This is a genomic window from Burkholderia sp. Bp9140 (assembly GCF_003853425.1).
GTDB lineage: Bacteria > Pseudomonadota > Gammaproteobacteria > Burkholderiales > Burkholderiaceae > Burkholderia.
Genome location: NZ_QTPQ01000028.1, coordinates 94,500 through 118,939 on the forward strand (window position 1 = coordinate 94,500; position 24,440 = coordinate 118,939).

General features: G+C 65.8%; 17 protein-coding genes. 7 read left to right on the forward strand and 10 right to left on the reverse strand.

Going from position 1 to position 24,440, the window contains the following annotated elements; genetic code table 11:
• Nucleotides 1-115: 115 nt before the first annotated feature.
• The 4 genes from DIE21_RS23185 to hslU all read left to right on the forward strand — a co-directional run bounded on the left by DIE21_RS23185 (nt 116) and on the right by hslU (nt 4,222).
• A complete protein-coding gene (locus tag DIE21_RS23185; RefSeq protein WP_124499910.1) occupies nt 116-1,189 on the forward strand; it encodes a GTP-binding protein in 1,074 nt (357 codons plus the stop codon).
• Nucleotides 1,190-1,680: 491 nt separating this feature from the next.
• Nucleotides 1,681-2,097, forward strand: coding sequence for an RNA polymerase-binding protein DksA (dksA, locus tag DIE21_RS23195; protein WP_006477498.1), 417 nt, complete (start codon nt 1,681-1,683; stop codon nt 2,095-2,097).
• A gap of 234 nt (nt 2,098-2,331) precedes the next feature.
• The gene (gene hslV / locus DIE21_RS23200) at nt 2,332-2,868 is read left to right on the forward strand and encodes an ATP-dependent protease subunit HslV (RefSeq protein ID WP_124499911.1); all 537 of its coding nucleotides are present in this window, start codon (nt 2,332-2,334) and stop codon (nt 2,866-2,868) included.
• A gap of 10 nt (nt 2,869-2,878) precedes the next feature.
• A complete protein-coding gene (gene hslU, locus DIE21_RS23205; RefSeq protein WP_124499912.1) occupies nt 2,879-4,222 on the forward strand; it encodes an ATP-dependent protease ATPase subunit HslU in 1,344 nt (447 codons plus the stop codon).
• A gap of 81 nt (nt 4,223-4,303) precedes the next feature.
• Here hslU and DIE21_RS23210 read toward each other — a convergent pair whose 3' ends face one another.
• From DIE21_RS23210 to DIE21_RS23220, 3 genes are all read right to left on the reverse strand, one after another.
• Entirely contained in the window at nt 4,304-4,846 is a 543-nt protein-coding gene (locus DIE21_RS23210) for a response regulator transcription factor (RefSeq protein WP_011658200.1), read from the reverse strand.
• Nucleotides 4,847-4,859: 13 nt separating this feature from the next.
• Nucleotides 4,860-6,266 (reverse strand): ATP-binding protein, encoded by a 1,407-nt coding sequence (locus tag DIE21_RS23215; RefSeq protein WP_124499913.1) that lies wholly within the window; start codon nt 6,264-6,266, stop codon nt 4,860-4,862.
• Nucleotides 6,267-6,366: 100 nt separating this feature from the next.
• Nucleotides 6,367-6,591, reverse strand: a complete 225-nt coding sequence (locus DIE21_RS23220) for a cysteine-rich CWC family protein (protein ID WP_124499914.1) — start codon at nt 6,589-6,591, stop codon at nt 6,367-6,369.
• Between the two features lie 296 nt (nt 6,592-6,887).
• On the opposite strand from DIE21_RS23220, the gene argB reads away from it, so the two are divergent.
• The 3 genes from argB to slmA are packed head-to-tail and all read left to right on the forward strand — an operon-like array spanning nt 6,888 to nt 9,207.
• The gene (gene argB / locus DIE21_RS23230) at nt 6,888-7,787 is read left to right on the forward strand and encodes an acetylglutamate kinase (RefSeq protein ID WP_124499915.1); all 900 of its coding nucleotides are present in this window, start codon (nt 6,888-6,890) and stop codon (nt 7,785-7,787) included.
• Entirely contained in the window at nt 7,784-8,575 is a 792-nt protein-coding gene (locus tag DIE21_RS23235; RefSeq protein WP_124499916.1) for a pyrimidine 5'-nucleotidase, read from the forward strand. Before argB ends, DIE21_RS23235 begins: the two co-directional genes overlap by 4 nt.
• Nucleotides 8,542-9,207 carry a nucleoid occlusion factor SlmA gene (slmA, locus tag DIE21_RS23240; protein ID WP_124499917.1) on the forward strand — a complete coding sequence of 222 codons (666 nt, stop codon included), beginning with the start codon at nt 8,542-8,544 and terminating at the stop codon, nt 9,205-9,207. The genes DIE21_RS23235 and slmA overlap by 34 nt, the downstream gene beginning before the upstream one ends.
• A 67-nt stretch (nt 9,208-9,274) precedes the next feature.
• Here the strand turns inward: slmA and DIE21_RS23245 are convergent, their stop codons facing one another.
• The 7 genes from DIE21_RS23245 to DIE21_RS23275 form a co-directional block, all read right to left on the reverse strand.
• Complete coding sequence (locus tag DIE21_RS23245; RefSeq protein ID WP_124499918.1) at nt 9,275-10,123, reverse strand: hypothetical protein; 849 nt, start codon at nt 10,121-10,123, stop codon at nt 9,275-9,277.
• Between the two features lie 44 nt (nt 10,124-10,167).
• Nucleotides 10,168-11,382: a TolC family protein gene (locus DIE21_RS23250; RefSeq protein WP_260426750.1), complete on the reverse strand. Its 1,215-nt coding sequence runs from the start codon at nt 11,380-11,382 to the stop codon at nt 10,168-10,170.
• Between the two features lie 269 nt (nt 11,383-11,651).
• The gene (locus DIE21_RS23255) at nt 11,652-12,902 is read right to left on the reverse strand and encodes an HlyD family type I secretion periplasmic adaptor subunit (protein ID WP_124499920.1); all 1,251 of its coding nucleotides are present in this window, start codon (nt 12,900-12,902) and stop codon (nt 11,652-11,654) included.
• Nucleotides 12,899-15,232, reverse strand: coding sequence for a type I secretion system permease/ATPase (locus DIE21_RS23260; protein WP_124499921.1), 2,334 nt, complete (start codon nt 15,230-15,232; stop codon nt 12,899-12,901). Before DIE21_RS23260 ends, DIE21_RS23255 begins: the two co-directional genes overlap by 4 nt.
• Before the next feature lie 405 nt (nt 15,233-15,637).
• Nucleotides 15,638-17,863, reverse strand: a complete 2,226-nt coding sequence (locus tag DIE21_RS23265) for an Ig-like domain-containing protein (RefSeq protein ID WP_124499922.1) — start codon at nt 17,861-17,863, stop codon at nt 15,638-15,640.
• A gap of 108 nt (nt 17,864-17,971) precedes the next feature.
• Nucleotides 17,972-18,700 (reverse strand): OmpA family protein, encoded by a 729-nt coding sequence (locus DIE21_RS23270; RefSeq protein ID WP_124499923.1) that lies wholly within the window; start codon nt 18,698-18,700, stop codon nt 17,972-17,974.
• A gap of 154 nt (nt 18,701-18,854) precedes the next feature.
• Nucleotides 18,855-24,440, reverse strand: a 5,586-nt coding sequence (locus DIE21_RS23275; protein WP_185642826.1) for a YadA-like family protein, incomplete at its 5' end; no start/stop codon positions are given.

Consider the following 24,440-nt stretch of genomic DNA (forward strand, 5'->3'; position numbering starts at 1 on the left):
GCGAGGGCTTGACAGGTATGTTTCAATGGATGGTTGTGCGCCCCGGCTCGCGAGTCGACGGCGCGACGCACACATCCTGGTTTTGACCCCGATTCACGAACCACAGGCGACCGACATGGCCACTCCCGTCACCATCCTTACCGGCTTCCTCGGCAGCGGCAAGACGACGCTGCTCAAGCGCATCCTGAACGAACAGCACGGCATGAAGATCGCCGTGATCGAGAACGAATTCGGCGAAGAGAACATCGACAACGAAATCCTCGTTCAGGACACGAACGAGCAGATCATCCAGATGAGCAACGGCTGCATCTGCTGCACGATCCGCGGCGACCTCGCACGCGCGCTCGGCGATCTGGCCGCGAAGAAGCGCGAAGGCAAGCTCGACTTCGACCGCATCGTGATCGAAACCACCGGCCTCGCGAACCCGGGCCCCGTCGCGCAGACCTTCTTCATCGACAGCGAGATCGCCGACGATTTCCTGCTCGACGCGGTCATCACGCTGGTCGACGCGAAGCACGCGGACGCGCAGCTCGACGAGCACGAAGTGGTGCAGCGCCAGGTCGGCTTCGCCGACCGCCTGTTCATCACGAAGTCGGACCTGGTCGACGACCAGACGGTGGCCGACCTCAAGCACCGCCTGATGCACATGAACCCGAAGGCGACGATCAAGGTCGTCAACTTCGGCGAAGCCGACATCAAGGAAATCTTCGACCTGCGCGGCTTCAACCTGAACGCGAAGCTCGAGATCGACCCGGACTTCCTCGCCGAGGACGATCACGCGCACCATCACCACGATCACGACCATGATCACGATCACGCGCATTGCGACCACGATCACGGTCAATGCGCGCACGATCACGACCACGGCCATCACCACCACGCGCACCACGACGACAAGATCAAGTCGTTCGTGTACCGCAACGACCGCCCGTTCGACCCGAACAAGCTGGAGGACTTCCTCGGCGGCATCCTGCAGATCTACGGCGAACGGATGCTGCGCTACAAGGGCGTGCTGTACATGAAGGGCGTCGACCGCAAGGTCGTGTTCCAGGGCGTGCACCAGATGATGGGCAGCGACCTCGCCGCGAAGTGGCTGCCGGTCGAGAAGAAGACCAACAAGATGGTGTTCATCGGCGTCGACCTGCCGCAGGACCTGATCACCGACGGCCTCGACGCCTGCCTCGCCTGAGCGTCCAGGCCGGCGCCACGCGCCTTCCGGGCGGCCGCCTTCGCGGGCGGCCGCGGCCGTCACGCGGCGCCTTTTCCGGGAAGGGTTTCGCCGTCATCGCTTTTTCGCGATTTGCGCGTTATATTTTCTAGATATTGGCGCAGCCGACGGGGATCGACCCGATACGGCGCCCGCTTGCGATTCAGTTACAATACGTGCCCGCTGGAGTACGGCAATAACAGGCCCGGTTCTTGCTGAACCATTACCCGGGCATCGCAACCGCGCCGGATCGCCCATCCGCCACCCGGCCGCGGCCGATGTGATCTGCCGCGCAGCACCGGTTCGCCGCGCGCGCAAATCCGCGCCAGGCCTATCCTGGTATTTGAGAACCGGTTTTCCAGAGGCTTTCGGCCCCGCGGCGGCAAATCGCAAATGATTGCAAGCGCAGTTGCGGGTAATCCCAAAGTGCAGGCAATATCTGCTGATTTGCCGCACATTGAAGAAGCAAGCAGATGACGAAGAAACTCTTGACCGAAGCCGAAATCCTGAAGATGAGCGACAAGGATTACATGAATGAGGATCAGCTCGCCTTCTTCAAAAATCGGCTCGAACAGTTGCAGGCGGACATCCTCAAGAATGCAGGCCAGACGACCGAGAACCTGCGCGAGACGGTGATCGTGCCCGACCCCGCCGATCGCGCGACGATCGAGGAAGAGCACGCGCTCGAGCTGCGTACGCGCGATCGCGAACGCAAGCTCCTCAAGAAGGTTCAGCAGTCGCTCGCCCGCATCGACTCCGGCGATTACGGCTGGTGCGAGGAAACCGGCGAACCGATCGGCATCCCGCGCCTGCTCGCGCGCCCGACGGCCACGCTGTCGCTCGAGGCGCAAGAGCGCCGCGAGCTGCGCCAGAAGCTGTTCGGCGACTGATCGAGCGGCGTTCCGCTCCGACACGCTGCTTCCCGAAAGCGCGCGGCCTGCCGCGCGCTTTTTGTTTTCCGGCACCGGTTCCCATCCGGACCGATTTGCCTCCCGCCTCTTGATATCCCGGCGCCCGCCCTAAAATGAAACGGACGCGCGCCGGGCCGCTCCCCGGTGCACTGCGATGCAAGCGGCGGCGCCACGCGCCGCCCGACTCTTCCCCGTTTTTCTCAAGGAACGCAGATGGAGCAATTTCACGGCACGACCATCGTTTCGGTCCGGCGCGGCGACAAGGTCGCGCTCGGCGGCGACGGCCAGGTAACCCTCGGCAACATCGTCATGAAGGGTGGCGCGCGGAAAGTGCGGCGGATCTACAACAACCAGGTACTGGTCGGATTCGCGGGCGGCACCGCCGATGCGTTCTCGCTGCTCGATCGTTTCGAGGCGAAGCTCGAAAAGCACCAGGGCAACCTGACCCGCGCGGCCGTCGAGCTCGCGAAGGACTGGCGCACCGACCGGATGCTGCGCCGCCTCGAGGCGATGCTGATCACGGCCGATGCGACCACCACGCTCGTGATCACCGGCAACGGCGACGTGCTCGATCCGGAAGGCGGCATCTGCGCGATCGGTTCGGGTGGCGCGTACGCACAGGCCGCGGCCCGCGCGCTCGCGGAGAACACCGCGCTGTCGCCGCGCGAGATCGTCGAGAAGTCGCTCGAGATCGCCGGCGACATGTGCATCTACACGAACCACAACCGCATCATCGAAACGATCGAGTAAGGACCGCACCATGAGCACCATGACCCCTGCCGAGATCGTCTCGGAACTCGACAAGCACATCATCGGCCAGGCCAAGGCGAAGAAGGCCGTCGCGGTCGCGCTGCGCAACCGCTGGCGCCGCCAGCAGGTCGCCGACCCGCTGCGCCAGGAAATCACGCCGAAAAACATCCTGATGATCGGGCCGACGGGCGTCGGCAAGACCGAAATCGCGCGCCGCCTCGCGAAGCTCGCCGACGCGCCGTTCATCAAGATCGAAGCGACCAAGTTCACCGAAGTCGGCTACGTCGGCCGTGACGTCGACAGCATCGTGCGCGACCTGATCGAGATCTCGGTCAAGCAGACGCGTGAATCCGAGATGCGCAAGGTGCGCAGCAAGGCGACCGACCAGGCGGAAGACCGCATCCTCGACATCCTGCTGCCGCAACCGCGCGCGGTCGGCTTCGGCGGCAACGCCGATCACGCGAACGACGACAACAACGCGACGCGCCAGACCTTCCGCAAGCGCCTGCGCGAAGGCCAGCTCGACGACAAGGAAGTCGAGCTCGACATCGAGCAGCCGTCGGCCGGCATGGACATCATGGCACCGCCGGGGATGGAAGAGATGACCGAGCAGATCCGCTCGATGTTCTCGAACCTCGGCAGCGGCAAGAAGCAGCGCCGCAAGGTGAAGATCAAGGAGGCGCTGAAGCTGCTGACCGACGAGGAAGCGGCGAAGATGCTCAACGACGAGGAAGTGAAGACGAAGGCCGTGCAGAACGTCGAGCAGAACGGCATCGTGTTCCTCGACGAGATCGACAAGATCACGTCGCGCAACAACGAAGGCAGCGGCGGCGAAGTGTCGCGCCAGGGCGTGCAACGCGACCTGCTGCCGCTCGTCGAAGGCACGACGGTCAACACGAAGTACGGGATGGTGAAGACCGATCACATCCTGTTCATCGCGAGCGGCGCGTTCCACCTCGCGAAGCCGAGCGACCTGATTCCCGAACTGCAGGGCCGCTTTCCGATCCGCGTCGAGCTCGACTCGCTGTCGGTGAAGGATTTCGAGGCAATCCTCGTCGCGACCGATGCGAGCCTCGTCAAGCAGTACCAGGCGCTGCTCGCAACGGAAGACGTGCAGCTCGAGTTCGCGGAAGACGGCATCCGCCGCCTCGCCGAGATCGCGTATGCGGTCAACGAGAAGACCGAGAACATCGGCGCGCGCCGGCTGTACACGGTGATCGAGAAGCTGCTCGAGGAAGTGTCGTTCTCGGCCGGCAACCACGCCGGCGAGCGCGTGATGATCGATGCACAGTATGTCGACCGTGCGCTCGGCGAGGTGTCGCAGGACGAAGACCTGTCGCGCTACGTGCTGTAACGCGCGGCGTCGAATGCGAAACGGGCGGCCCGGCGGGCCGCCCGTTTTCGTTGGTGCGGCCGGCCGACGGCGCCGCGCCGCTTACTGGCGCACCGGCTTCTTCGCGAGCTTGCGCTGCAGCGTGCGGCGGTGCATGTTCAGCGCGCGCGCGGTTGCCGAGATGTTGTTGTTGTTCTCGGCGAGCACGCGCTGGATGTGCTCCCATTCGAGCCGGTCGACCGACAGCACGACCGGATTCTCGAGCGCCTCGTCGGCCTGCACTTCGCTGGCGTTGGTCTGCAGCGCGGCCAGGATCGACTCGATGTTCGCGGGCTTCGCGAGATAGTTGTCGGCGCCTTCCTTCACGGCCTGCACGGCGGTCGCGATGCTCGCGTAGCCGGTCAGCACGAGGATCCGCGCGTCGGGCTGCAGGTCGCACAGCGGCGCGATCAGGCTCAGGCCCGAATCCTCGCCGAGATGCAGGTCGACGGTGATGAACTGGAACTTGCCGCCGGCCGCGAGCCGCAGCGCCGCCTCCTTGTCGTGCGCCTGCTGGACCGCGTAGCCGCGGCGCTCGAGGCCGCGCGCGAGCGTGCCCGCGAACACCTCGTTGTCGTCGATCACCAGGAAATTGTTCTCGCTCATGTGGTTTCTCCGTCTACGTGTTGGTTGAGGCGGCCGGCGCCGCGATGCGCGCCACCGGCAGGCGCAGCACCGCGCGCGTGCCGCGGCCCGGCGCGCCGGCTGGACGGCTGTCCGGCGTGGCTGCCGCTCGTTCGGTCGTGCGCTGGCCCGCCGCAGCCGCGGCGTGACCGTTCGCGCCGCCACCGGCGCGCCCGTTGCCGCCCGCCGCGCGTGGCGTGACATCGGACAGCTCGATCTCACCGCCGAGGCGCACGGCCGCACTGAAAGCAAGGTACAGGCCGACCCCGTGCCCGCCCTGCGTGCTGTCGACCGGCATCGCGCCGAGCGATTCGCGCAACGCGGCCGGAATGCCCGGGCCGTCGTCGCATACTTCGAATTCGATCCGGTCGGCCGTCCGCTCGTTGTGTGCGAGCTTCGCGGCCAGCGTCACGCGATGCGGGCTCGCCCGCGCGGCGTTGTCGAGCAGGATCGTCAGGATCTGGCCGGCCGCGACCGTGTCGTCGAGCGCGACGCCCGACGGGCGCGCGCCGAGCAGTTCGAACTGCACGTGCGGATGCCGCAGGCGCCAGTGCTCGACGAACGTGTCGAGCCAGTCGTCCACCGGCTGGCGGCTCGCCGGTGCGCTCGCGCGGCTGCGCAAGCGCGCGAGCGCCGACGTGCAGAGCGTCATCTGTTCTTCCAGCACCTTCAGGTCGGCCTCGTAGCGCGCCAGCCCCGGATCGGCGCGTGCCGCGTCGCGCAACTCTTCCGCGAGCATCGCGATGGTCGACAGCGGCGTGCCCATCTCGTGCGCGACGGTGGCGGCCTGCACGCCGAGCGCGACCGCCCGCTCGTCGCGCAGCAGGTGCGCCTGCGCTTCGCCGAGCGCTGAATCGCGCTGGCGCAGCGCGTTCGACATGCGCGCGACGAACCACGCGATCAGCCCGACGCTGACCATGAAGTTCGCCCACATCCCGGTGCGGTAGTAGTCGAACAGGTTCGCCGGGTTATCCATGTTGAGCGGCACCGAATCGAAGCCGAGCGCCGCGTAGCACGCGACCGCGAACGCCGCGAGCCAGATCATCAGGTGCCACGGCAGCACGGCCGCCGCGATCGCGAGCGACGGCAGGTACAGCGACACGAACGGGTTGGTCGTACCGCCCGACAGGAACAGCAGCGCCGACAGCGCGCCGAGGTCGACCCACAGCTGGCCGAGCAGCTCGAAACTGGTTTCGGGCCGCGCACGCAGCACGCGCACCCAGGTCAGCGCGTTGAAAACGATTTCGAGCGCGATGACCATCAGCATCGCCGGCAACGGCAGATGCACGCCGAAATAGGTCTGCACGACGCCGATCGTCACAAGCTGGCCGATGATCGCGAGATTGCGCAGCCAGAACAGGTGACTCAGGTTGACGCGCCCGGTGGTGGTGATTCGTTGCATCCGAGCAGTTTACCCGTTTAGCGCCCGGCGCCTCTACCGGGGGCCGGATCGGTACCGCCGTGCGAGCCGGCGTCGCGTCGGGTTGCACGCGCCCGCACCATCAGCCGGCCGCACCGGCCATGCGCTGCGCGATCTCGTCGGCGAGGCACTCCGGGCAGCGGCAGCGCGTACCGGCGGCCGGCGGCACGCTGCCGGGCAGGGTCGGCATCGACGCGCACCAGCACTCGAACGGCTGCGTGCGGGCGCCGCAGTCGAAGCTCCGCCCGCAGCGCGGACAGCGCGCGCGGTGCGGGGTCGAACGGGCGTCGGCGGCGGAATCGGTCATGGCTCAATCGCGGAAGCGGGCATGAAGGTGCCCCACGCGACAAGCATAGCGCGATGGACGGATTTTGCATGTCGGCCATCCGGCCGATGCGTCCCGCAAATACCCGTCCGGACGCGCGCGCGCCCCACCCCGCCCGCGCCGCCGCCGCGGGGCGCCGCGCCATGGCCGGCGGGCCGCCGCGCGAGGCGCCCGCCCCGTGCGATCCGCCGTCCGGCCAGCCCAAAAACCCGATGCTGCGCTGCGCCACTCCTGTACAATTCGGCCTGTTTCAACCGTTCCCAGCCAGAGCCGCCGCCATGTCCGAGCCCATCGACCTCTCGCAGATCGCCCCCACGCTGAAAGCAGAAATCCTCGCCGAAGCGCTGCCGTACATCCGCCGCTACCACGGCAAGACCGTGGTGATCAAATACGGCGGCAACGCGATGACGGAAGAGCGGCTCAAGCAAGGCTTCGCGCGCGACGTGATCCTGCTGAAACTGGTCGGCATCAATCCGGTGATCGTCCACGGCGGCGGTCCGCAGATCGATCACGCGCTGAAGAAGATCGGCAAGGCCGGCACTTTCATCCAGGGCATGCGCGTCACCGACGAAGAGACGATGGAAGTCGTCGAATGGGTGCTCGGCGGCGAAGTGCAGCAGGACATCGTGATGCTGATCAACCACTTCGGCGGCCATGCGGTGGGCCTGACGGGCAAGGACGGCGGCCTCATCCACGCGCGCAAGCTGCTGATGCCGGACCGTGACAACCCGGGCCAGTACATCGACATCGGCCAGGTCGGCGAAGTCGAGGCGATCAACCCGGCAGTCGTGAAGGCGCTGCAGGACGACGCGTTCATCCCGGTGATCTCGCCGATCGGCTTCGGCGAGGATGGTCTCTCGTACAACATCAACGCTGACCTCGTCGCCGGCAAGCTCGCCACGGTGCTGAACGCCGAGAAGCTGCTGATGATGACCAACATCCCCGGCGTGATGGACAAGGACGGCAACCTGCTGACCGACCTGTCCGCACGCGAGATCGACGCGCTGTTCGAGGACGGCACGATCTCGGGCGGCATGCTGCCGAAGATCGCGTCGGCGCTCGACGCGGCGAAGAGCGGCGTGAAGTCGGTGCACATCGTCGACGGCCGGATCGAGCACTCGGTGCTGCTGGAGATCCTGACCGAGCAGCCGTTCGGCACGATGATCCGCTCGCATTGAGCGCGCGCCGCCCGCCCACCCGCCTCGACCTGCCGGCGTCGCTGCGACGCCGGCGCATCTCCCGCAGCCGGCCGCGCGCCGGCGCGCCGGTCTGGCTGTTCGATCTCGACAACACGCTGCATCACGCCTCGCACGCGATCTTTCCGGAGATCAACCGCGCGATGACGCAGTACATCATCGACGCGCTCCACGTCGGGCGCGCCGAAGCCGACCGCCTGCGCACCGGCTACACGCAGCGCTACGGCGCGGCGCTCCTCGGCCTCGCGCGCCATCACCCGATCGATCCGCACGACTTCCTGCGGGTGGTCCACACGTTCTCCGACCTGCCCGCGATGCTGCGCGCCGAGCGTGGTCTAGCGCACATCATCGCCGCGCTGCCGGGCCGCAAGTTCGTGCTGACCAACGCGCCCGAGAACTATGCGCGCGCGGTATTGCGCGAGCTGCGCATCGAGCGGCTGTTCGAGCGCGTGATCGCGATCGAGCACATGCGCGACCGCCGCACGTGGCGCGCGAAGCCCGACCACACGATGCTGCGCCGGACTTTGCGCGCCGCGCATGCGCGGCTGGCCGACGCGATCCTCGTCGAAGACACGCGCAGCCACCTGAAGCACTACAAGCGCCTCGGCATCGGCACCGTGTGGATCACCGGCCACCTGCCCGGCCATCTGCCGAACATCGGCCGCCCGCATTATGTCGACCAGCGCATTCGTTCGTTAAAATCGCTCCGACTGGGCACACGATCGGGGCGACAGAAATGCAGCCGACTTACCCGCAGGACCAAGCCGTAACGGAAGACCAGGCCACACCGTCGCGCCCGCGCCCGAAGCCGGGCGAGCGGCGCGTGATGATCCTGCAGACGCTCGCCGCGATGCTCGAGGCGCCGAAACCCGAGAAAATCACGACCGCCGCGCTCGCGGCCCGGCTCGACGTGTCGGAAGCCGCCCTCTACCGGCATTTCGCCAGCAAGGCGAAGATGTACGAAGGGCTGATCGAGTTCATCGAGCAGGCGCTGTTCGGACTGGTCAACCAGATCGTCGCAAAGGAGCCGAACGGCGTGCTGCAAGCGCGCACGATCGCGCTGACGATGCTCAATTTCGCCGCGAAGAACCCGGGGATGACGCGCGTGCTGACCGGCGAGGCGCTGGTTGGTGAGGACGAGCGGCTCACTGAACGCGTCAACCAGCTGCTCGACCGCATCGAGGCGACCGTCAAGCAGTGCCTGCGGGTCGCACGCACGGAGGCGAATGCGCCGCAGGACGGCGCGATGCCGTTCGCGCTGCCGGCCGACTACGATCCCGCCGCCCGCGCGAGCCTGCTCGTCAGCTACGTGATCGGCCGGTGGCACCGCTTCGCGAAGGGCGGGTTCCAGAAGCCGCCCGGCGAGCAGGCCGATGCGCACTTGCGGCTGATCCTGCAGTAACGCGTGACACGGATTCCGGCACGGCACTGAAGCGCCTGGGCCAGCAGTGCCTTTCATCTCCTCTTGATCACCACTCCGTCACGCGCCGGTGGTCGGTCAGGCGAACCGACGTCTCCGCAGCCTTGCTTTCTACCGCCGTCGGTAGCGGCTTGCGCGCTTCCCAGTGCTTCAACTCGACCTGCAACGCGCGCAGTGCGTCGCCACATGGCCAGTCGGCGCCGCACCGGTCCGGTGCGCCCGATACGGGCGAATCGGCCGGCTTTGCTGGTCGAGGTTTCGCCGGCATGCGATGCGCCACGGCTTTCGCGGATAGCGGCCGCACTACCTCCAGTTCACGGGTGTGCACGTTCTCCATATCGGGGCGCCGAGGCGGCATCGGCCGCGGTGCGGGTACCGCAGGCCCGCCCGCCCCGCGGACCGGATGCGGCTGGGTGTCCGCCTGACGGACCACCGGCGCAAGCGGTGGCGCCAAAGCCGGCGTTGCGTCCGAAGCCGGCGCTGGAGGCGGCGCCGGGATTGCGTCGGGGGTGGCCGCAACGATCGACGCAGACGCCCGCTTACCCGTGGGCATGCTTCCCCAGAGTGGGCCCGGCTCCGCACCGCGGCCTGCCATCATCGCGCCGAGCAGCGCCATCAACACCGCACCGAACACTGCGCCGCCGATCGCGGCCGATACGAGGCGACCGCGGCCGCGCGGCGGCGGCTTGCGGCTCCATGCCAGGTTGTCGTGCCCGTAATCGGCCGCGCACGCACCGGCAGCGACAGCCAGACAGCGGTTCGACAGGTAGACCGTCCCCGGCGACGAGCGCGCGAAGCGAGCGGTGACGCCGTGCCGGACGCCATAGGGGGCGGGGAGGTAGGAAGCCGCCCTCGGCGGCGGCAATGCAAACCAGTTGTCGATCGATTCTGGATTCATGGATTCCCTCGTTGCTCGGCCGGCAGCGGACGGCGCGCGATGCGTCATCCCTCACGCAACCATTGCACGAGCATGCCCGCCGAAGCGTAGCCGCGCAGCGTCGCGGCATAGCCATCGAATCGGTACGCCACCTCGTTGACGCGATTGTTGTAGTCGTCGTTCTCGGCAATCAGCACGTCCAGCAGCGAGCGGCGCCCGAGGTGATACCACTGGTCGAAGAACGCGCTGCGCACACGCGCGGACTCTACCGACAGATCGCGATACTGATCCGCCCGCTCGCCGAACGCGTGCGCATCGTCTTCCGCGCTGCGCACCTGATATTCGAGATCCAGGCGCATCTGTTCGGCCTGACTCCAGCTCGCCGACGCACGGAACGTCGCCGCGTCCGTCGCCGCCGTCGCCGCGCCACCGGTAAACGCATTCCATGTCACCGTCAGCATCGTCTGCCACGGCATGCGGCGCCCGACGGCATCGTGGCCGGTATTCGTGCTGACGACCCAGTTCAGTTGCGGCCTGGACGCCGCCCGCACCGCATCGCGGTTCAGCTCGGCTGCACTCGCCTCGGCGCGCGCCTGTCGGATGCGCGGATTCTCATCGAGCGCGGACATCAGCCGGTCGAGATTGCCGGGATGCAACGGCCAGTGCGAATCCGTCGGCATCGGCACCGGCCGCTCGCCCACCAGCTTGCGAAGATTCAGCTCGACCGTTCGGCATTTCGCCAGCGCCGCATCGCGACTCGCCTCGGCCTGCAGCAAACGGGCCCTCGCCTGGGTGAGCTCGCTGCCGCGACCGCGATCGACCGCGACGATTTCATCGAGCATCCGCACGAGGTGCGTCATCCGGTCGACGAAGCGCTGACTCAACGTGGCGATGTTGCGCTGTTTCGCGAGCTCGACGAGGGTGGCCGTGACCTGATAGGCGGAATCTTCCATCTGCGCGACGTAGCGTTCCTGCCCTGCACTCGCGAGTTCCCGCCGGCTGCCGATCGATTTCTCGGTGCGCCCCCAGTCGAACAGCGTCGTTGTCAGGTTCACGCTCAGCGCGTTGCCAGGATCGTATGCGCTGCCGGCGTTCGAGCCGAACCGCGCGGTGCGCGTCTGGCCGTTCAACTGCAATTGCGGCCAGCGTGCCCCCTTTGCCTGATCGACATCCGACTGCGCGGCCTGGTATTCCGCGTACAAGCGCCGCACCTGCGGGCTGACGTCGACGGCCGCTTCCGCCGCGGCATACAGCAATTGCCGCAGTTCGCGCTCTGTCATCGAGGCCCCGCGGGCAGGCACCGACGCGGAATCATCGTGCGTGGGCGCGGATGCGTGCGCATGCCCATCGGCCGCGGCGGAAGCTGCGTCCACCGCCGTCGATGCCGACGCTGCGGCAACACGTGGCGACACGGTATTGGCGGCGTGCGCTGCCCCAGCCGGTTGCCACATCGACAAGACAAGCAGGACCGCCGATGCCGCAACACGAAGCACTGCGCGAGATTCACGCGCATCGACGCATGCGCCGACCATTCGAAATTCGCTCATGCTCAACGCTCCCTGAAGGCCTCGCGGGCCTTGAAGATCGGCTTGAGCAGGTAATCGAGCACCGTCTTCTCGCCGGTGCGGATATCGACCGTTGCCTGCATGCCCGGCAATACCGGCAGACGCTTGCCCGCCGCGACGAGCGCGTCCGAATCCGTCTCGACCATCAGCCTGTAGTAGTTCGCGTCGGGACGCCCCATCGCGGCCTTCTGATCGTCCTTCAACGTATCGGGACCGAGGCTGACGACGTGCCCGTGCAACCCGCCGTAGATCGCGAAGTCGTACGCGCTCAGCTTCACGAGCACCGGCAACCCCGGCCGCAGGAACGCGACGTCGGACGGCTTGATCCGCGCTTCGACCATTACCCGGCCGTCGAGGGGCGCAATCTCCATGATGTGTTCGCCCGACTGCACGACGCCGCCCACCGTGCGGATGCGGATGTTCTTCACCACGCCGCGCATCGGCGCGACGACGTCGGTGCGCGCCAGCACGTCCGCGCGCCCGGCCAGCACCTCGTTGGTTTGCGCGAGTTCCTGTTCGAGGCGTGACAGCTCGGTACTGGATTCCGCGGTGAAACGGCTACGGCGCTCGGCGATCTGCGCGGCGATGTCCGTCGCCTGGCGCCGCATGCGCAGAATCTCGACTTCCGAGACCAGCCCCTTCGCCGCGAGCGGCTCCGACATCGCGATCTCGCGCCGGACCAGCGCCTGGCTCTTCTCCAACGCGGCGACCTGCTCGTCCAGCGCACGGCGGCGGGCACGGTAGGTTGCGGTGGCCTGCGCGACGAGGCCGGATTCGCGCTTCACGTCTGCCGGAAAGTCCAGCGGCGCGCCATAGGCTTCGGCCCGCGCACGCGCCACGCTCGCCTTCAGCTCCAGCGCCTTGGTCAACGCTTCGCGATAGCTCGATTGCGCGCGCGCCGGATCGATCTTCGCGAGCAGCTGCCCCTTTTCGACCACGTCGCCCTCGCGCACCGTCACGCTCTGGACGATGCCGCCCTCGAGGCTCTGGATCCATTGTTCGCGGCTCGGCGATACGACCGTCGCATCGCTGCGCGTGACCTCCTCGACGCGTGCGAAGTGCGTCCATACGAGCCCCGCGCCGAGCACGACGGCAACCAGATAGAGAACCAGCTGTGCGCCCGCAGACGAGCGGACGAGCAACGCCTCGCGAATGTCGCTCATGTACGCGGCATCGCCCGCCCGCAGGCGCGGCGCCGGCTTGCGGCCGAGAATCGATCGTATGCGCCGCATCATGATGCCTCCGCAGCCAACGATGCCACGGCCCCTGCCGGTTCCGCGGGCGACGCGCCGGCTTGCGCGCCACGCTGGACCACGCGGATTTTCGGTTCACGGTTTCGCTGCGGCTCGGGCGGCGCATGATGCACGCCCGTCTCGGGCTGCCCCGACAGTGCCGCCAGCACGCGCGCCTTTTCTCCATCCATCACGATCTTGCCCTGATCGACGATCACGATCCGGTCGACGAGCGCCAGCAGCGACGTGCGATGCGTGACCACGACCAGCGTCTGTCCGGCGCTCGCCTGCTTCAAATGCTCGATGAACTGCGACTCCGTCTGCGAGTCCATCGCGCTCGTCGGTTCGTCGAGCAGCAACGTTCGCGGCCGCGCGATCAGGCTGCGGGCCAGTGCGACAAGCTGGCGCTGCCCGCCCGACAGATCACGACCGTTTTCGCCAACCTGAAGATTCACGCCGAGCGGATGCCGGGCGATCAGCGCATCGAGCCCCGTCAGCTCGAGCACGCGCAGCAGCTCCGTGGCCGGCACGTCGGGACGGCCGATCGTCACGTTCTCGCGCAGCGAACCGTAGAACAGCCGGCTGTCCTGGCCGACATAGCCGAAGGTGCGCCGCCAGTCGGCCGGCGCGATCTGCGCGGCGTCGAGCCCGTCGGCGAGCAACTTGCCCTCCGTCGGCTGATACAGCCGCGCGATCAAACGCAGCAGCGTCGATTTCCCGCTGCCGACCCGGCCGAGTATCGCGACACGCTCGCCGGGCCGAATCTCCACCGACACCTGGTCCAGCGCGGGCGCATTTTGCTGCAGGCCGGCCGACGGATACTCGAACGACACGCCGTCGAGCTTCACATGGCCGCTGAGCGGCGGCTGCGCCAGATAATCCTGGCCCGGCTCGTGCTCGACCGGCATCGCCATCAATTGGTTCAGCGAATGCATCGCCGTCTTCGCCTGCTGAAAACGCAGCGCGAGCCCCATGACCTGACCGAGCGGCGCCGTCACCCGGCCGGCCAGCATCACGGAGCCGATCAACGCGCCCTGGGTGAGCTTGCCTTCGCCGATCAGGTACACGCCGACGATCACGATCGCAACGGTCTGCATCTGCTGCAGGAACGACACGCAACTGGTCGCCATGCTGGTGAGCTGGCGCGACTGCATCGAAGCTGCCGCCGTCTTCGCGCTGTACGTATCCCACCGGTGACGCATCGCGCCTTCGCCGCCGACGGCCTTCAGCGTCTCGAGCCCGTCGACCGACTCGATCAGCACGCCCTGCTTGAGCGACGCCTCGCGCAGGTTCTCACGCATCGCACGCGCGAGCGGCCATTGCACGATCGCGCCGAGACCGACGATCAGCGGAATCATCAGGAGCGGAATCCAGCCGAGCGGGCCGCCGACCGCGAATACCACGCCAACGAACAAAAAGACGAACGGCAGATCGGACACGACCGACAGCGTCGCCGACGTCGCGAAGTCCCGCACCGATTCGAACTCGCGCAACCGGTGCGCGAAGGAGCCGGCCGACGCTGGCCGGTGCTCCATCCGGATCGCCAGCGCCTGCCGAAACAGCAGGCTGCCGAGCACCAGATCGGCCTTCTTGCCCGCGGTATCGAGCACATGCGCACGCACGTGCCGCGACACCGCCTCCATCAGCATCGCGAGCGCGACGCCGATCGCGAGCGACCAGAGCGTCACGTAGGCCTGGTTCGGCACGACGCGATCGTAGACGTTCATCGTGAAGAACACGCTGGCGAGGCCGAGCACGTTGATGAGGAACGCGCCGACCGCCGCGCTCGCGTAATAGCTGCGATAGCGCCACAGCGTTCGCAGCAGCCAGTGCCCGGCCGGTTCGGTCGGCAGGTCGTCTGGACGCGCATCGACCTTCGCGGCCGGCTTCACGAGCAGCGCGTAGCCGGAGTAGGTGTCGCCCAGTTCCGTGTCGGTGCATTCGACCGGCGCTTCGCCAAGTTCGGGCAGCATGACGCGATAGCGGACCGGAGTTTCCTGCTCCATCGAATCATCGTCGATGCGCCAGCCGAGCAGCACGCATGCGCTGCCGTTCCGGCGCAACAGCACGGCAGGCAGCAGGTGCTCGGGCAACTGCGTCAGCGGACGCTCCACCAGCTTCGTCGCCAGACCCGCCTGCGTCAGCGCCTCGATCGCAAGCAACGGCGTCAGCGGTCCGTGTTTGGCGAGACCAGAAATTAGGACTGCGTGACTTCTTCCGAAACCGTAGTGCGCACAAAGCCATGCGACTGAATCGAGCAGGCTGTCGCGGGTGAGCTTGTCCGGCAGACTCGGCGCGTTACCGGCGCCGGTATCGGATGGTTGGACATTCATATCGAAATCGTTATCTGGCCACTGGAATTCACGGAACCCTGGCGCACTCCAGGACGCGGCTGCTTCACGCGAGCGACAGGGTAGGCGCATACATCGATGCGGCGGAGTCTCCCGTCGCATGACCGGACGGGATGGCTATCGCAGCACGCCGATGGGACTGCGACAGGAACGCAACAACTTTACGAAATGTGCCCGGATGCAAAAATGGGACGAGTCCCAAAAGGGATCCAGATCCATTGGGACAAGTTCGAATGGGGGGTGGGTATTGAATGTGCAGACATGCGCAGCCCGCAATTCGCTGCAGGTTGCGCATGGAGAAACTATGAAGAAACCGGGCCGCTGGCACCGGTTCGGCGGGACGGAACCGCATCTTGGTCCGGCGCGATTCCGACCCGCGCCTGCGGATCAGGTCAGTTGGGTCGACACGGCCGACTGCACGAGCAGTTCGACGTGCAGCGCCGCGTTCTCGTACAGCGTATAGGCCTGGCCGTTGATCGCAACCAGCCCCTTGTTCGTCCACTCACCACCCTGAGCAAGGCCACTCATGCCCGACAACTCGACCCGATCGCCGGCGTTCCCGTTCACCATCAACTGCGTGTGACCATCGTTTCGGAACACGTTCTCGTGCCCGAGTTCCAGCACGTCACGCATCGACAGCTTCAGCGTGTTGTTACCCGTGCCGGTGATATCGATGATCTCGATCGACGTGATCTTGTCGTGGCCGCCGACGTTCAGCAGCTTCGACAGATCAAGCGTCTGGCCAAGGCCGGTCAGCTTCAACGTATCCGTACCCGCCCCGCCATGTACGCCGGCACCGGCACCGTCGAAATATCTGACGTCGGCCACACTGAAGATGTCATTGCCAGCGCCACCGTGATATGCGCCCGACAGCTCGACGATGATCTGATTTTCATGCACCGGCTCAATCCCGGTCTGCCATATGCCGCTATCGCCGCCGTCCTTGTCAAGCGTCAGATTGGACAAGTAGATCGAGTTGTAGCCTTTAAAGCGATCCGATGACTTGTCACTCGTAACAATAAATGAATCGATTTCCGTGCCCTCCGGCGCAATGAAGGTGTGGGTTGTCCATGAGTATCCCAACAATTTTTGGGTACCGATGACTTTTCCGTTCTTGTCCAAGTAGGTAACGGCAGCATTCAGCTGCAGCCCCTCACCCATACCCGGTTGGATGTTCTTAAAATCGAAATCGATTCGATGAGCGTTGCCCGCCTTCAAGCTGAACTTGATACCGCCTGCGAACGACAACTCACCATTATTCGTGCCGCCCGAATAGCTGTCCCCCGCCTGCATCTGGCCTTTGGAGTTCATGGTTGCGGTCACATCGAGTCCGTCATAGTTCAGCATGGCACCGACGTATCGCAAGGAACCGTTCCCGTTGAAATCGTAGGAGCGGGCTTTCCATTCGGCCCACCGCCACTCCGACGAATTCCCGGCGAGATCGATCACCGCGGCGGATACTCTGGTTTCACCGTTCCAATCGGCACCTAGTGCCGCCCGCACGGAACTCGGGATCTGAACGTCGATCTTGCCGGACGCAATTTCCTGTTGTGTCAGCGTGTGATCGATCGTGTAGTTTCCGACGATGACCCGAACCACTTCGCCTGCGGCGACACCCGTTTTGGAAATGCCGACGTGCACGATACCGGTCGTCACGTCGAACGTGAGACTGTCCGGCGCGTTTGGCGCCGTCGTGTCGAGCATCACGTCGTAAGCGTTCGACTCGCCTGCCACGCCATCGCTGTTGACCACCCTTGTCTGGATCGTCCAGTTGCTCGCATGCGTATTGGGATCAGTCGCCACCCACGTGCCGTCCGACTTCATCTGCGCATCGAACCAGGTGCGACCGCCGTCCGTCGACACCTGTACCTTCTCGCCGGCTGCCAGTGCCGCGGTCAGATGGCCGGTCAACAAACGGCCCGCCGTTCCGTCGTTCGTCAGTCGGTCGAAATTGAAGTTGCCGCTGTCGTGTCCCATGTCGTCGAGCACGGCCTTCGCCAGCGGCACGGGCGGCACCTCCGGCCCCACTGTCACGTCGAAGCCGTCCGAGCGCGCGCTCGTATTGCCCGCCGGGTCCGTCGCCGTCACAGTCAGCGCATGCGTACCGTTCGACAGCGGCGACGTCACCTGGAAGGTCCACGTTCCGTCGATATTCGTTTTCGTCGTACCCAGCAGCGTCGTACCGTCGTAGATCGCGACCGTCGAATACGCTTCCGCCTGCCCCGACAGCGTCGGCTGCGCGCCCTCCGTGGCCGCTTCGATCTTCGGCTGCGACGGCGGCGTCACGTCCACCTGAATGCCGTAAGACGTCGACGGTATGCTCAAGCCGACTTCGTTGCTCGCCCGCGCCGTCAGACGATACTCGCCGTCGCGCAGCGGCTGCGTGAGCGCGAAGCTCCATGCCCCGTTTGCACCGACCACCACCGTTCCGACCTCGACCCCGTCCACCAGAAGATGAATCGTCGAGCCAGGGTCACCGCGACCACTCACCGTCGGGCGCGGGTCGTTGGTCAGTCCGCCATTTTCAATCACGCCGGTGTGCGGCGGTACGTTGTCGGTGACCGTGTCGATCGTCGGACGCGACGGTCGTGTCGTTGCCTTCTGCTCTGCCATTTTTACTTTCCTGTATCAGTCCAAGATGTCCCGGAGTCATTCGGACATTTTCAATCTTCGCTCCACGGCAACCGCCACCGGTGACCGCGGAGCCGTCAATCCCGTTCGTTATGCCGTCTCGAGTTCGACTTCGACTCGCCGGTTCTGCGCACGCCCTTCGGCCGTCGCATTGCTGGCGACCGGCTCTGCCGCCCCCCTGCCGACGGTCGTGAAATGTTCCGCCTGCAGCCCGCCCGTGCGCAGGTACGTGACCACTGCACGCGCGCGCGCCTCGGACAGTCGAACGTTATGGGCGTGCGCACCTTGCGAATCGGTGTAGCCCGTGACGGTCACACGGCGAAACCGAGCCTCGCGATTCACGTCCAGAAAGCGATTGAGTTCCTGGCGGGCGCTCGGCGTCAGCGCCGCGCTGTCGAACGCGAAGTTCGCGCTGCCTTGCAGCAGCACCTGACGCTGCGCGACGGGCTCGGCAGCCGGCTGCGGCTGCACGACCGGTTGCGGCTGCGCGACGGGAGGCTCGACGCTCGCCTGAGGCGGCACGCCGCACATGAACGTCAATTCGCGCGCATCGCCCATCGCGGCACCGCGACGAACGCGATCGACGGCCTGCAGCGGCGTGACCGGCTTGCCGGCACAGACTTTCTGCGCGGCCGCTTCACACGAGCGCGCACTGGATACCAGCCCCTCGCAAGTCACGCGAAAGACCGGCCCGGGCTGATCCGGTGCCTTGATCGCTCGAACGGTGTACGTCGGACCGGATTGCGTCGTGCATGCGCTCAGCAGGATGACGAATGCGCCGAGCAGGCCCCGGCTGACAAAATGTTGTGGTGTTTTCATGATGGTTCGGTCCGCTCGAGGGCGGACTCGTGGAAATTGATCGGTGGAAACAAAGTCGCTCGTGCGTGGCGTGATGGTTGGCATGGCGGACCACAAGTGCCCGCCACGCCAACCATCAGGTGATGACGCGGGCCGAACGGCCCGCGTTACCGCCTTACCACTGATACGACGCGCCCACGCCGAAGGTATTGCCGCCGCTGCTGAGGCCGACGCCGGCACGCATCTTCAGGTTTTCCGTGATGCGCGCTTCACCGCCCATCGCGACTGCCTGATAGCCCTTGTACGAGCCGCCGCCGACACCGAACGACAAGGTCTTGCCCGGATCGACGCCCGGAATCATCGTCAACGCCGTGGCCGCCGCGATACCCGAATAGGCATTGCGCGACATGTCGTTGATCTGACCTTGCATCCCGCCGATCGCCCGGTCGAGCTGCCCCTTGTTGACGGCATCCGTCTTGTTCACGGCATCCGCGACATTGACGAGCCGGCGCTCGTGGCCGTCCGAACCGATCGACACGGTGTTGGCTTCGGTCGCCTTCGAACCGTTACCCAGTGCCACCGAGTTGGTCGCGCTGGACGACACGCTCGCGCCGTGACCCAACGCCGTACCGTCGTCGGCCGACACCTTCGAACCGGCACCGATTGCGGTGGCGTTGTTCTTGCCGTCCACGATCTGCGAGCCGGAGCCGACAGCGATGTTGCCGTTGCCGTTGCCCGGTTTCGCGGCGACGACGTCGGCCTTGTCCTTGCCGCTGCCGCCCGTGCCCTGGATCAGATCGTTGGCGTTCTTGCCCGAACCGCCGTTGTTGCCGTTACCGTCACCCGGCGTGGTCGCCACGGTCAGGCGGTCGTCGATATCCTTGACACGCCCTTCCAGCTTCGAGAACTGCCCGTAGTTCACGGCGTCGTACTGGCTCTTGCCGTCCGCGACGTTGGTCAGCACCACCGGTCCCGACGACAAGCCGTTGCCCAGCGTCACCTTGTTGAAGTTCACGGTGCCGTCGCCGTTCTTGTCGTAAGCGACAGCGCCGACCAGCTTCGTGGCCTCACCCAGGTTGTTCTGGATCTGCGTGACCCGGTTGTCGATGTTGTTCAGTGCATCGCCTGCGTTGTGGAAGCTGTCGCCACCGACGTTGTAGGTCGGCGCGACGACCTTGCCGGTTTCCTCGTCGATCTTCGCACCGCCGCCGAGCGCATCGGTCACGCCACTCAACTGGCTGATGTTCACCGCATCCGTCGCAACCTTGCCGGCCGCCACGTTGTGCAGCGCGACCGGAGTCGCCGCGCCGGCGCCGCCGAGCGTCACCGAACCGTAGTTCGTCGTGCCGTCCGCGTTCTTGTCGTACACGACCGCCGATTGCAGCTTGCCGTCTTCACCGACCAGGCCGGCCGAACGCAGTTGCCGCACGTTGACCCCATCGGTCTCGTCGACGCCGTCCGCGACGTTCTTCAGCCTGACGGGCGCCGCACCTGCGCCACCGAGCGTGACGGAGGCATGCGTTGCGTCGTCGTACTGAACCGCATTCGCGACACCCTTCTGCAGCGTCTCGATCTGCGTCGTGTGCGTCGACACGCGCTCGTCGACATGCTTGAACGCGTCGCCGACGTTGTCGTACGTGTTCGTCAAGCCATCGGCCGCAGTCAGTTCATACGTCGGCGCCGAGATATCGCCGGTCACCGGGTCGAACTTCGCGCCGCCGCCGAGACTATCCGCGATGCTCTGTGCGAGGAAGTTCACCTGACGGCCGTTGACCGCCTCGGTGCTGGTATCGGCAAGCGAACCGTCCGCGACGTTACGAATCACCGTGCCGTTCGCACCAGCCAGCGTCACCGCTGCCTTGCTGGCGTCGTCATAGACGACCGCGTTCGGGTTCGTACCGTTGCCGTTGCCGCCCTCACGCTGCTCCAGCGCCTTGATGGCATCACCGACCGACGCGTAATCCTTGCCGTCGACGTTATAGACCGGCGCGGTAACCTTGCCGTCCGCGTCGAGGCCCGCACCACCGCCGATGATGTCGGTCACGCCCTTCAACTGCGACACGTTGACCGCGTCCGTCGATGACGTGCCGGCTGCAACGTTGTGCAGTGCGACCGGAACACCAGCGTTCGCGCCCCCGAACGTCACCGAGGCGAAGTTCGTGGTGCCGTCGGCACGCGTGTCGTAGGTCACGGCCGCGAGTGCCTTGCCGTTCTCGCCGATCAGGCCCGACGACTTCAGCTGCGACACGTTCACCGCATCCGTGTCCGCCGTACCGGCCGCCACGTTCGCCAGCTTCGTACCACCAACGCCGGCCAGCGTTGCCGACTGGTAGTTCGGCGTGCCGTCCGCGTTCTTGTCGTACGTCATCGCAGCCACTGCGTTGCCGTCCTTGTCGATCAGACCCGAGGACTTCAGCTGCGACACGTTGACTGCATCCGTGTCGGCCTTGCCTGCTGCCACGTTCGACAGCGTCGTGCCGTTCTGGCCGGCCAGCGTCACCTTGTCCTTCTGCGCGCCGTCATAGGCCACCGCATTCGGATCCGTGCCGCTGCTGCCGTCACCGCCACTCTTCGCCGCAGCCTGCAGCGCGTCGTTGACGTTGTGGTACTCCTTGCCGTCGATCGTGTACGTCGGTGCGGTCACGTCGCCGTTCGCGTCGAAGCCCGTACCGCCGCCGACCACGTCCGCGAGGCCCTTGAGCTGCGCGAGGCTGACTGCATCGGTGTCCTGTGTACCCTTCGCGACATGGACGATCTGCCGCTCAGCGCCTGCCGAGCCGATCGACAGTGCGTTCGCACGATCCGCGATCGAGCCGGCGCCCAGCGCGATGCTGTTCGACTGAAGCGCCTGCGAGTTCGCCCCGAGCGCGATGGCGTCGGCGACGTTCTGTTGCACGTTCGCGTTCGTACCGATAGCGATGCTGTTCACGGTGCCGACCTTCGTCACAGCCTTGTCGCCCATGGCCATCGAACTCTTGCCCAGCGCCATCACGCCGTTGTTGCCGACTGCCACCGCGTTTTCGCCGTTGGCCTTCGCCCGAGAGCCGATTGCCAATGCGCCCGGGCCATTCGTCGTGACCATGCTGCCGATCGCCACCGAATACGGGTGATCAACACCCGTCTGGGCGATACTGCCGATCGCCACCGAGTTGTCCGAACTCGCAACCGCCTGCAGACCGACTGCGACAGTATTGAGCCCGCCGGCGCCACTCCCTACGCCGATGGCCGCAGCCGTACCCAATTTGGGATCGCGCCCGTTCATCGATGCAATGCTCGGCACGCTGCCGTCCGCACCCAACCCTTCGATCGCGACAAAGCTGCCCGGCTTCGATTCGACGTCACGCACCATCCGCGTCATCTTCGCATCGAGCTTCGTATTGGCGGAATTCATCGCGTCGGCCAACTGCTTCATGGTGACGGCATCCGAGTCGTCAATGCCTGCTTCGACGTTGACGATCCGGCGCTTGAAATCCGCGTCGCCCACCGAAACGGTATTGTCGTCGTCGGCAATGGAGTTGTAGCCAATTGCCACCGAGTTGAGACCGTTCGCGCGCGAGCCCGATCCCAAGGCGAGCGTTCCCGGCCGGGTCGCCCAAGAGTTCGCACCGATTGCGACACTTTCGGGAACACTCGCAATTGCTTCGCGTCCACCAATCGTGTTGACCTTGATGTACTTGAGCTTGATCGAGCCGTTGGTGAGCGAATCTTCCAGATCGTTCAACTGGTCGACGTTCACGGCGTCCGTGCCGGCCTTACCCTTGGCCACGTTCGACAGCGTCACCGGACCAGCCGACTTCCCGCCGCCCAGCGTCACCGAGTTGTAGTTCGCCGTGCCGTCCGCATGCTTGTCGTAGGTCACTGCAGCGATCGACTTGCCGTCCTCGCCAATCAGACCCGACGACTTCAGTTGCGATACGTTCACTGCATCCAGGTCGGCCTTGCCCGCCGCCACGTTCGACAACGTCGTGCCCGCCTTGCCCGCCAGCGTCACCTTGTCCTTCGACGTGCTGTCGTATACCACCGCCAGCGATTCACCCGTCGTTTCGTCGATGACACCGCCATCCGTCAGCGCGTCCTTCAGGTTGCCGAGGTTCTCGTTCGTCGCGAACAGCTGCGAGCCGTTCACCGCGTCCGTGCTCGTCGCCGACAACTCGGCCGCCTTCACGTTCGTCAGCTTCGTGCCCGTCTTGCCCGCCAGCGTCACCGACTCGTGGTTCGGCGTACCGTCGGCCTTCTTGTCGTATGTCACCGCGGCAATCGACTTGCCATCCTCGCCGATCAGGCCCGACGACTTCAGTTGCGATACGTTCACCGCATCCGTGTCGGCCTTGCCCGCCGCCACGTTCGACAGCGTCGTGCCGCCTTCACCTGCCAGCGTGGCGCGCTTGTAATTCGGCTTGCCATCCGCGTTCTTGTCGTACGTGATTGCAGCCAGCGACTTGCCGTCTTCGCCGATCAGGCCCGACGACTTCAGTTGCGATACGTTCACCGCGTCCTTGTCGGCCTTGCCGTCTGCAACGTTCGACAGCTTCGTGCCGCCTTCGCCCGCCAGCGTCGCCGACTTGTAGTTCGGCGTACCGTCCGCGCTCTTGTCGTACGTCACTGCGGCACGCGACTTGCCATCTTCGCCGATCAGGCCCGACGACTTCAGTTGCGATACGTTCACCGCGTCCATGTCCGCCGTACCGGCCTTCACGTTCGACAGCTTCGTACCGCCTTCGCCCGCCAGCGTCGCCGACTTGTAGTTCGGCGTACCGTCCGCGTTCTTGTCGTACGTGATTGCAGCCAGCGACTTGCCGTCCTCGCCGATCAGGCCTGACGACTTCAACTGCGATACGTTCACCGCATCCCGGTCAGCCTTGCCCGCCGCCACGTTCGCAAGCGTGGTACCGCCTTCGCCCGCCAGCGTCGCCGACTTGTAGTTCGGCGTGCCGTCCGCGTTCTTGTCGTACGTGATCGCAGCGAGCGACTTGCCGTCCTCGCCGATCAGGCCCGACGACTTCAGTTGCGATACGTTCACCGCGTCCATGTCGGCCGTGCCCGCCTTCACGTTCGACAGCTTCGTGCCGCCTTCACCCGCCAGCGTCGCCGACTTGTAGTTCGGCGTGCCGTCCGCGTTCTTGTCGTACGTGATTGCAGCCAGCGTCTTGCCGTCCTCGCCGATCAGGCCCGACGACTTCAGTTGCGACACGTTCACCGCGTCCAGGTCGGCCGTACCCGCCTTCACGTTCGACAGCTTCGTACCGCCTTCACCCGCCAGCGTCGCCGACTTGTAGTTCGGTGTGCCGTCCGCGTTCTTGTCGTAAGTGACTGCAGCAAGCGACTTGCCGTCCTCGCCAACGAGGCCCGACGACTTCAGTTGCGACACGTTCACCGCGTCCGTGTCGGCCTTGCCCGCCGCCACGTTCGACAGGGTCGTACCGCCAACGCCAGCCAGCGTCACCTTGTCCTTCTTCGCGCTGTCGTAGGCCACGGCCAGCGGGTTCATGCCGCCTTCCACATCGCGAAGTGCGTCCGTCAGTTGATCGACGTTCACCGCGTCCGTACCGGCCTTGCCCTTGGCCACGTTCGACAGCGTCACCGGACCCGTCGACTTGCCGCCGCCCAGCGTCACCGAGTTGTAGTTCGCCGTGCCGTCCGCCTTCTTGTCGTACGTCACCGCCGCAATCGACTTGCCATCCTCGCCGATCAGGCCCGACGACTTCAGCTGCGACACGTTCACCGCATCCAGGTCGGCCTTGCCCGCCGCCACGTTCGACAG

Excerpts from the sequence above, each read along its gene's own strand:
- DIE21_RS23185 (WP_124499910.1), top strand. The coding sequence starts at position 116 with ATGGCCACTCCCGTCACCATCCTTACCGGCTTCCTCGGCAGCGGCAAG.
- dksA (WP_006477498.1), top strand. The coding sequence starts at position 1,681 with ATGACGAAGAAACTCTTGACCGAAGCCGAAATCCTGAAGATGAGCGAC.
- hslV (WP_124499911.1), top strand. The coding sequence starts at position 2,332 with ATGGAGCAATTTCACGGCACGACCATCGTTTCGGTCCGGCGCGGCGAC.
- hslU (WP_124499912.1), top strand. The coding sequence starts at position 2,879 with ATGAGCACCATGACCCCTGCCGAGATCGTCTCGGAACTCGACAAGCAC.
- DIE21_RS23210 (WP_011658200.1), bottom strand. The coding sequence starts at position 4,846 with ATGAGCGAGAACAATTTCCTGGTGATCGACGACAACGAGGTGTTCGCG.
- DIE21_RS23215 (WP_124499913.1), bottom strand. The coding sequence starts at position 6,266 with ATGCAACGAATCACCACCACCGGGCGCGTCAACCTGAGTCACCTGTTC.
- DIE21_RS23220 (WP_124499914.1), bottom strand. The coding sequence starts at position 6,591 with ATGACCGATTCCGCCGCCGACGCCCGTTCGACCCCGCACCGCGCGCGC.
- argB (WP_124499915.1), top strand. The coding sequence starts at position 6,888 with ATGTCCGAGCCCATCGACCTCTCGCAGATCGCCCCCACGCTGAAAGCA.
- slmA (WP_124499917.1), top strand. The coding sequence starts at position 8,542 with ATGCAGCCGACTTACCCGCAGGACCAAGCCGTAACGGAAGACCAGGCC.
- DIE21_RS23245 (WP_124499918.1), bottom strand. The coding sequence starts at position 10,123 with ATGAATCCAGAATCGATCGACAACTGGTTTGCATTGCCGCCGCCGAGG.
- DIE21_RS23250 (WP_260426750.1), bottom strand. The coding sequence starts at position 11,382 with ATGACAGAGCGCGAACTGCGGCAATTGCTGTATGCCGCGGCGGAAGCG.
- DIE21_RS23255 (WP_124499920.1), bottom strand. The coding sequence starts at position 12,902 with ATGATGCGGCGCATACGATCGATTCTCGGCCGCAAGCCGGCGCCGCGC.
- DIE21_RS23260 (WP_124499921.1), bottom strand. The coding sequence starts at position 15,232 with ATGAATGTCCAACCATCCGATACCGGCGCCGGTAACGCGCCGAGTCTG.
- DIE21_RS23265 (WP_124499922.1), bottom strand. The coding sequence starts at position 17,863 with ATGGCAGAGCAGAAGGCAACGACACGACCGTCGCGTCCGACGATCGAC.
- DIE21_RS23270 (WP_124499923.1), bottom strand. The coding sequence starts at position 18,700 with ATGAAAACACCACAACATTTTGTCAGCCGGGGCCTGCTCGGCGCATTC.